Below are 8,050 nucleotides of genomic sequence, written 5' to 3' on the forward strand. Positions count from 1 at the left end.
GGCCTCGCCCGCGCCTACGCCCGCGCGATCCACGACCTCAACACCGAGATGGCCGCAGAACCCGGCTGGCACCCCCTACCCCAACGCATGGAACAACTACGCCGCGCCATCGCACTCGAACCAGCCGACCCCGACCGCGCGACCCTCCGCCGCCGCACCCCGACACCTGCCGCCGGCCCCGAGGCAACGGCACAGGCTTAGGTCCTATCTTTTGGATCAGCGGGCGGACCAGATGAAGATGCCGGCGATGTGGAGTCCGGCCCGGAAGACGGTGGCGGTCTTCTCGTAGCGGGTGGGTGCGCCGCGAGGCGCTGTGGAGTCGAGTGAGGTGCGAGACCTGCACTGCCGGTTGTCGTAGCAACTTGGTTGAAGCTGGGGGCAGTTCGTCTCGGGGGATGCCGAGGCGGGCGGTAAGCAGCCCCGACAACGCCGGGACGGACCGGAACTGCCAGACGGTTCGGGTCCGGCTGGCGAGACGGGAAGGTGTACGCGAGGAACCAGCGTTTGACGCCCCGTAATGACGAGACCGGCTCCAACCTGGCGGATCTGGGCCGGACGCAGTACGCGATCGCCGCGTGTCGGTGATCGACTCCGAAGCCGACTCTACTCATCGGTGGGGAGGCCACGCCGAAGGTCTGCGGCGTAGGTGTGGCGATGCTGCCGGGGTAGAGCTGGGCACCTCACCCGTCGATCGGCTCCGTGGTGAACGTGGGAACTGTCTGCGGTCGTCCTCCGTGCCGGGCATCCAGCTCGGTCGAGGGCAGGCCCATCGCCGGCTGATGACCGTGGGACAGGGCGGAGGCTCCGTCGTCGCCGGCCTGGTCGACGAGTCCGTCCAAGACACCGCGGAACAGGGCCTGCTCGCCGACCTGGCCACCTCGGCCTGATGCCCGGGAATCCTCCGGGACGACCTTGCGGCCTTCGCGTGATCCTGGACTCCGCCGAGCGGGCGAGGACGTGACGCGAAGGCCGCACCGCGGGATCGTGCCCTTCTCGTTCCCGGCGGCGTCGTACTCGGCCACGATCCACAGTGCGGACCCGGGAGCCGAACCTGCGGCGCTCCGGCCTCGGGGCCGGGCCGGATCCGGGCGGCTCGGTCACTGGTCATGGGGTGGAACTGCCCCTCGTGTCCTTGCGGGCCGACCCGGCCGAGCGGGACGGTCCCGCCCGGGGCCGGCCGCGGGAGCCGGTGGATCCGGGGCCGGGGCCCGGTCGCCCGACGATCACCGACTCCGCCGCTGCCACGAACGACACCGGGGTGGCGGGTTCAAACATGCGGAACAGCGGTGCCCCGATTGTGGCTCGTTTCCCGCACTCGGCGCCCCGTGGCCCCAGGTAGTGCTTGTGGCGGGAGGGATGCGCACCTAGATTCACGACGTGTCGATCCAGTAGCTGAGAGTGGCAACGGCGTCCCGCCGTGAACTCGGTGCCCGGCGGTCCGATCGTGGTGGACAACGCTCTCTTTCCCGGTCGGGTGGAGATCCCGCCGCCGGCGATGACCGACGACGTCACCCCGGCCTGGAAGAAGCCCCGATCCGTTCCCCGTCCTCTCGACTCCCTCGTGGAAAGGCTCACGCATGACCGCCCTCACCGGACAGCACGAGAACGGCCGGCACGTGAACAGCCCGTCGGGCCACGACTCGGACCCGCATGAGACCGACCTGCGCCGGATCCGCGCCCTGATCCTGGCTGCGGACGGGCCCGAGGAGCAGCTTGCGGCGGTGATCAGGTCGGCGGGCGCCGAGCAGACGGCCACCGACCTGGTGGACGAACTGGTCAGCCGGGCCGACCTGAGCGAGCAACTCGCCGCCGCCGCGGTGGTGGTGCAGTTCGAGCTCGCCTTCGACGGCCAGGTGCTCCGGCACCACCTGCTGACCGGCCCCAAGGCCGAGCACCGCACCGGGCCGGCCGACGAGCCCAGCGCCACCGTCGAGCTGGACCTGCTGGACCTGGCCCGCGCCGTCTTCGGCGCCCGGCACACCGCAGGCCACCGCACGCCCGGGATCACCTGGCACGGCATCGAGGACCCGGCTCGGCTGATGTCCGCACTGGCGGCCTTCCCGGTCGTCCAGCAGCTGCTCCGCGGCTTGGTGGAACAGCCGCTCGACCTGGCCGAGTTGTCGCTGCGCCACGGTTCGGACAAGTGGGGGCTGCACTACTACACCGACCACTACGCCCGGCACTTCGCCCCGCTGCGGGACCGGCCGCTCACCATTCTGGAGCTGGGGATCGGCGGCTACGCCGACCCGGCGGCGGGCGGTGGCTCGCTGCGGATGTGGAAGCGCTTCTTCCGGCGGGGCCTCGTCTACGGGGTCGACGTCTACGACAAGACGGCGCTGCGCGAGCAGCGGATCCACACCGTCCAGGGCGACCAGGCGGACCCGGCCTTCCTCACCGCGCTGGCCGAGCGGATCGGGCCGATCGACATCGTCATCGACGACGGCAGCCACTACTGCCCGGACGTCATCGCCGCCTTCGGCGCGCTCTTCCCGCACGTGGTCCCGGGCGGGCTCTACGTGATCGAGGACCTGCAGACCTCCTACTGGCCGGGCTACGGCGGCAGTTCGGAGCGGCTCGACGACCCGACCACCAGCATGGGCTTCCTCAAGCAGCTGCTCGACGGCCTCAACCACGAGGAGCACGAGCCGCCGACCGCGCACGGCCCGAGCGGGACCGACCGGACGCTGGCAGGCGCGCACTTCTACCACAACCTGGCGATCCTCGACAAAGGCCGCAACGAGGAGGGCACCGTCCCCGCCTGGATCCCGCGCCGGCAGCTGAGCGCCGAGGAGATCGCGGGCGCCCAGTGGGCCGCCGAGCAGCAGTCCGAGCCGCAGCCCGAGGCCGGACCGGGCCAGGACCCCAGCTGAGCCGCGCGGCCTGCCTCGCCCCTTCTCCCTTCCCGAATCGCGCTTCGTGCCTCCCTCTTCCCTCGTTCCTCTTCCCGATACCGACGGAGTAGCAGTGAGCCACATCCTGATGGTCAACATCCCGGCCCACGGCCATGTCTTCCCCACTCTGGCGGTCGTCGGTGAACTGGTACGCCGCGGGCACCGGGTCACCTACGCGGCCGTCGACGACTTCGCCCAGGCCCTGGCCGAGGTCGGCGCCGAACACCTGCGCTACGACTCCACCCAGCCGCTGGGCAGCGTGGGCGGTCCCGAGAACGGGCGCACCCCGCTGATCTTCCTGGACGAGAACATCGCCATCCTGCGCGCGGTCCAGGAGTGGTTCGGCGACGCCAGGCCCGACGCGGTGGTCTACGACGCCGTGGCCTTCCAGGCCGGCCGGATACTGGCCCACACCTGGGGGCTCCCGGCCGTCCAGTCGACGCCGTTCTTCGCCTCCAACGACGCCTACTCCTTCGTGCAGCAGATGATGGAGGCGGACGGCGCGGTCCCGCTCACCGAGGAGGTGATGGTCGAATTCGGCGTCCGGATGGCCGAGTTGCTGGCCTCGCACGGCATCGACGAGCCGGCGCACGAGTTCATGATGCGCACCGAGAGCCTCAACCTCGTCCACGTGCCGCGGTTCTTCCAGCCGCACGGCGAAAGCTTCGACGAGCGCTTCGCCTTCGTCGGGCCGTGCCTCACGGACCGCTCCTTCCTGGGGGAGTGGCAGCCCCCGGCGAGCGGCCTGCCGGTGGCGCTGGTCTCGATGGGGACCGTGCACAACAAGCATCCGGAGTTCTTCCGGCTGTGCGTGGACGCCTTCGCCGAGCTGCCCTGGCACGCCGTCATCTCGGTCGGCGAGGGGATGGACCCGGCCGACCTCGATCCGCTGCCGGACAACGTCGAGGTCCACCGCTGGGTCTCGCACCTGGCGGTGCTCCGGCACGCCCGGCTGGTGATCACCCACGGCGGCATGGGCGGCGTGCTGGAGTCCCTGGACGCCGGCTGCCCGATACTCGGAGTGCCGTCCTGGCCGGACGTCGCGGCCAACACCGCGCGGGTGGCCGAGCTGGGCCTCGGCCGGGAACTGCTGCCGGCGGAGGCCGACGTGAGCCTGCTGCGGGCCGCGATCACCGAGGTGGCCGCCGACGCGGCCGTGCAGGAGCGGGGCGCCGAGGCGCAGCGGCTCACCCGGGAAGCGGGCGGTGCCACCCGCGCCGCCGACGAGATCGAGGCCTACCTGAAGCGCACGGCCTGATCCCACCACCGGGCCCGGCGTCCCCGACCAGAAGCGGAACGATCAACGGCCGCCCAGGGGTCCCGGTGGGCGGTGCGCGCCACCATGGTGGGCCGATGTCATCGATCAAGCAATTCCAGGTCACCTTCGACTGTGCGGAACCCGAGCGCCTCGCCCGTTTCTGGTGCGAGGTGTTCGGGTATGTCGTGCCGCCACCGGAGGGGTTCGCCACGTGGGAGGACTACAAGGGCGCGCAGCCGGCCGAGCGGCGGGGTCTTGGGGGTCAGCCCCACATGGGGACGGGATCGGCCAGGTCGCCCGGCCCGCGGGGTGTGGATGTCGGAGGTGACGGTCGCGCTTGGGCCCTCGCCGTGGACCACCGACTCACCCTCGCCACCACCCGCACCCGCAGGTTCGACTTCCGCCTCGACGGCCTGCTCGGCCACGACATCCACAGGACGACCGTCGGCACGGCTCGGTCCCGACGCCGCCGAACAGGCACCTCGAACTCATGACAGCTCCTGTGAATCGGAGCGAACGGAGGGGTGCCAGTACGGCCCGAGCGTAGTGCAGCAGAAGTGGGCCCGACAGCAGAATGCCGCAGAATCCGGCGTCAGACCGGACACCCGGGAACCCGTCTCGTGGCGCTATATCGATACGATATCCGGGTCTGGGAACATATCCGACAGCACACCGGCGGAGTGAACTTTCCGATTTCGGAAAATGAATTTTTCGGCCCGTCCTCCGGGAGGGAACCCACGGGGGAGATCAGGGAGCGGTGCGCGCCGCGCTCTGCTGGGACTCGAGGAATTCCGGGAGGACGCGGGGTGGCCATGCTCCGACGCTCAGCACACCGAGGGAGTGCGCCCGGGAGACCAGAGCCGGCCGGTTCGCGGCCTGGAAACGGCGCATCATCAGCCCGATGCGGTACTCGATGCCCTGCGGGCTCAGATAGAGCGATGCCGCCAGCCGGACGGTCGGGGTGCCGACCGCGACGCCTTCCAGGATGCGGGCGTCCACGGCGGTCAGCCGACGGACGCCCGCGCCGCCGGCAGGGCCCCCGACTGCCGGACGGGCGTCGCCGGCGGGCCCGGACCGCGGCGGCCGCTGCGTGGGCTCGATCTCCTCAGAGGTCGCTGACAGTGTCACTCCTCGGTCCCCCTTCCCTGTTGTCGACGGTCTCAGGCGCGCGGCGTACCGGCGAGGTGGTCGCGGAGCATGCCGGTCACCTCGTCCGCCCGGCTGCTGAGGTAGAAGTGCCCGCCGGGGAAGACCTTGAGGTCGAACGCGGCCGTCGTGCGGTCGCGCCAGTGCCCGGCCTCGGGGACCGGTGTCCAGGCGTCCTGGTCCCCCACCACGGCGGTGACCGGGCAGGTGACCGCGGCGTCACGGTCGGTCCGGTAGGCCCCCAGCGCCCGGTGGTCGCCGCGCAGCACGGGCATCACCATCCCCAGCAGTTCCTCGTCCTCCAGGAGCCGGGCGTCGGTGCCGCTCATGGCCCTGACCTCGGCCACGATGCCCGCGTCGTCGAGTGGGCGGGAGGGCCCGGGCCGGTCTGCGGACGGCCCCTTCCGACCGGAGACGAAGAGGTGGTCGATCCGGCCGCCCGTGCGCTCGATCCGCCGGGCCACCTCGAAGGCGACGAGCGCACCCATGCTGTGCCCGAAGAAGGTCAGGGGGAGGTCGTCCCAGCGGCGCAGCGCTTCGGACACTTCGTCGGCCAACCGGTGCAGGTCCTGGACACCGGGTTCCTCCCGGCGGTCCTGCCTGCCGGGGTACTGCACGGCCAGGACGTCCACCGGACCGCGCAGTGCGGCGGATACCGGGAAGTAGAAACTCGCCGAGCCGCCGGCATGCGGAAAGCAGACCAGTCGGCGCGTGGCCGTCGGCGAGGGATGGAAGCGACGGCACCACAGGTCGCTGTCCAAAGAGAGGGAGGTCATGTCGGCCTTTCATTCCTTTCGCGAAATCCGCGTGGTGCCGGCGGGCGGGGTGTGGTGATCACGTCGGACACCCGCCGCACCGGTGGGCCGGCCGGTACGCACTAATACGGGGATCCCCGATCGGCGACGACCGGCGGGTCACGGGCGTCGCATATGACAGCCTGCCATGCCTCCGGGAATGTCAGCAAGTACGCATCGGAGCGCATCCGGCACTCATGTCCGGGTTCAAAACCGGCCGTTTCTTCGGCGATTGGTAAGAACGTTGCAGTGCGGAGCAACCCTGTGGGATTTACTTGGCTCCGACTCGGCAGCAACGGTCCGGCCGGACCGCGCACCGCGGATCCGGGCGAGGGGGCGAGGGCACCTCATGGCACGGTTGTACGCCGTCAGCGACCTCCATGTCGCCCACCCGGAGAACAGGGCGATCGTCGAGGGGCTGTTCCGGCGTGGTGTGCGGCGACGAGCTCCTGCGGCCGGTGGGCCGTGGTGGGCGGCCTGGTCCTGGCCACTGTGACGGTGCCGCGCAGCGTAAACCCGGCATGCGCGCAAGACCTGTGCTCTAGGAATACCTCTAGATACGACAGGACCGCGTTGACCCGCTCATGGTCACCCAAGACGCTGGAGGCAGTCTTGCCCACCGGTCGTGCGATGAAGAGGACTCCCCCTTGAACTTCCTGTTGCTGGGCCCGCTTTCCGTCCGGTTGAACGCGCGCGAGGTGCACGTGTCGGCGCCGAGGCAACGCGTGGTCATGGCAGCCCTCCTCCTCAACGCCAACCGGGTGATCTCGGTCGACCGGATCGCCGAGTACGTCTGGGACGGCGCCCCGCCGCCGAGTGCCGCCGCGACCGTCCGCACCTATGTGATGCGCCTGCGGCAGTCGCTGGGCGAGCACGCCTCCGCCCGGATCCTCACCCGGGCGCCCGGCTACCTCCTCGAACTCGGCGAGCACGAGAGCGATCTCGGGCAGTTCACGGCCCATCGCCGGCGCGCGGCGGAGCTGGCCGAGCGCGGAGACCTGGAAGGTTCCTCCGCCGAGCTGGCCGAGGCGCTCGCCCTGTGGCGCGAGGAGCCGCTGGCGGACATCCCGTCGCAGACGCTGCGCGATGTGGAGGGCCGCTACCTCCAGGAGCTTCGCCTGCAGACCATGGAGATGCGGTTCGACGCGGAGCTGGCGCTGCTGCGGCACGCCGAGGTCGTGCCGGAGCTGGTACGGCTGGTGCGCAGGCACCCCTTGCGCGAGGCCCTGGTGGGCAAGCTGATGCTGGCGCTGGGCCGCTCGGGACGGCAGTCGGAGGCCCTGGACCTCTACCAGCACACCCGGGCGCTGCTCGTCGAGCAGCTCGGCGCCGAGCCGAGCACCGATCTGCGCGACGTCCACCGGCACATCCTCTCGGCCCACGACCGGCCCCGCGCGCCCGACCCGCTGGAGCAGACCGCGAAGGCCCAGGAGGCGGCCGTCGCGCCGGCGCCGGCCGCCTCCTGGGAAAGGTCCTGCTGGCCGAGCCCGGCGCAGCTGCCCTCGGTGCCGCTGCCACTGTCGGCCCGCTCCGGTGCACTGGCGCGGCTGCAGCACTTCCTCACGACCGGCACGATGCCCGCGGGCATGGTGGCGACGGCGGTGGTGACCGGCCGGGGCGGTGTCGGCAAGAGCGCGCTGGCCCTGCAAGCGGCGCACGCCGTGCGCGGTTCCTCGGTGCACGGCCAGCTCTACGCGGATCTCGGCGGAGCCGCACAGCCGCTGACCGCCCGGGCGGTGCTGCCGCGGTTCCTGGCGGACCTCGGTGTGCCCCGGGACGAGATACCCGAGGAGGAGTCGGAACGGGAGAGCCTCTACCGCTCGCTCACCGCGGGCCGCCGTCTGCTGGTGGTACTCGACAACGCCTCCAGCGCCGCGCAGGTGCGGCCGCTGATACCGGGTAGTGGGGGCAGCAGGCTGCTGGTGACCAGCCGACGGCGGCTGGCCGATCTGGAGGGGGCG

The 8,050-nt window shown here is 71.2% G+C and carries 5 protein-coding genes and 2 pseudogenes; 5 read left to right on the forward strand and 2 right to left on the reverse strand.

Annotated features, from left to right (window positions below):
* From ACIQOV_RS16720 to ACIQOV_RS16735, 4 genes and pseudogenes are all read left to right on the forward strand, one after another.
* A pseudogene (locus ACIQOV_RS16720) lies at window positions 1-201 on the forward strand (hypothetical protein); the annotation flags it as partial.
* A gap of 1,376 nt (window positions 202-1,577) precedes the next feature.
* Window positions 1,578-2,870 carry a hypothetical protein gene (locus ACIQOV_RS16725; protein ID WP_401049186.1) on the forward strand — a complete coding sequence of 431 codons (1,293 nt, stop codon included), beginning with the start codon at window positions 1,578-1,580 and terminating at the stop codon, window positions 2,868-2,870.
* A 94-nt stretch (window positions 2,871-2,964) separates the two neighbouring features.
* Window positions 2,965-4,149 (forward strand): macrolide family glycosyltransferase, encoded by a 1,185-nt coding sequence (locus ACIQOV_RS16730; RefSeq protein ID WP_401049188.1) that lies wholly within the window; start codon window positions 2,965-2,967, stop codon window positions 4,147-4,149.
* 95 nt (window positions 4,150-4,244) lie between these two features.
* Window positions 4,245-4,400, forward strand: a pseudogene (locus ACIQOV_RS16735) (VOC family protein); the annotation flags it as partial.
* Window positions 4,401-4,896: 496 nt separating this feature from the next.
* Here the strand turns inward: ACIQOV_RS16735 and ACIQOV_RS16740 are convergent.
* On the reverse strand, window positions 4,897-5,148 hold the full coding sequence (locus tag ACIQOV_RS16740; protein WP_401049190.1) for a hypothetical protein: 252 nt from the start codon (window positions 5,146-5,148) through the stop codon (window positions 4,897-4,899).
* Between the two features lie 161 nt (window positions 5,149-5,309).
* The gene (locus tag ACIQOV_RS16745; protein ID WP_401049192.1) at window positions 5,310-6,071 is read right to left on the reverse strand and encodes a thioesterase II family protein; all 762 of its coding nucleotides are present in this window, start codon (window positions 6,069-6,071) and stop codon (window positions 5,310-5,312) included.
* A 722-nt stretch (window positions 6,072-6,793) separates the two neighbouring features.
* On the opposite strand from ACIQOV_RS16745, the gene ACIQOV_RS16750 reads away from it, so the two are divergent.
* Window positions 6,794-8,050: BTAD domain-containing putative transcriptional regulator (locus tag ACIQOV_RS16750; protein ID WP_401049194.1), on the forward strand; the 1,257-nt coding region annotated here is incomplete at its 3' end.

Origin of the sequence: Kitasatospora sp. NPDC091257 (assembly GCF_044757675.1) — a bacterium.
GTDB classification, from domain to species: Bacteria; Actinomycetota; Actinomycetes; order Streptomycetales; family Streptomycetaceae; genus Kitasatospora; species Kitasatospora lactacystinica.

What these genes read in the sequence shown, in the direction of transcription:
- ACIQOV_RS16745 (WP_401049192.1), bottom strand. Translation starts at nt 6,071, where the DNA reads ATGACCTCCCTCTCTTTGGACAGCGACCTGTGGTGCCGTCGCTTCCAT.
- ACIQOV_RS16725 (WP_401049186.1), top strand. Translation starts at nt 1,578, where the DNA reads ATGACCGCCCTCACCGGACAGCACGAGAACGGCCGGCACGTGAACAGC.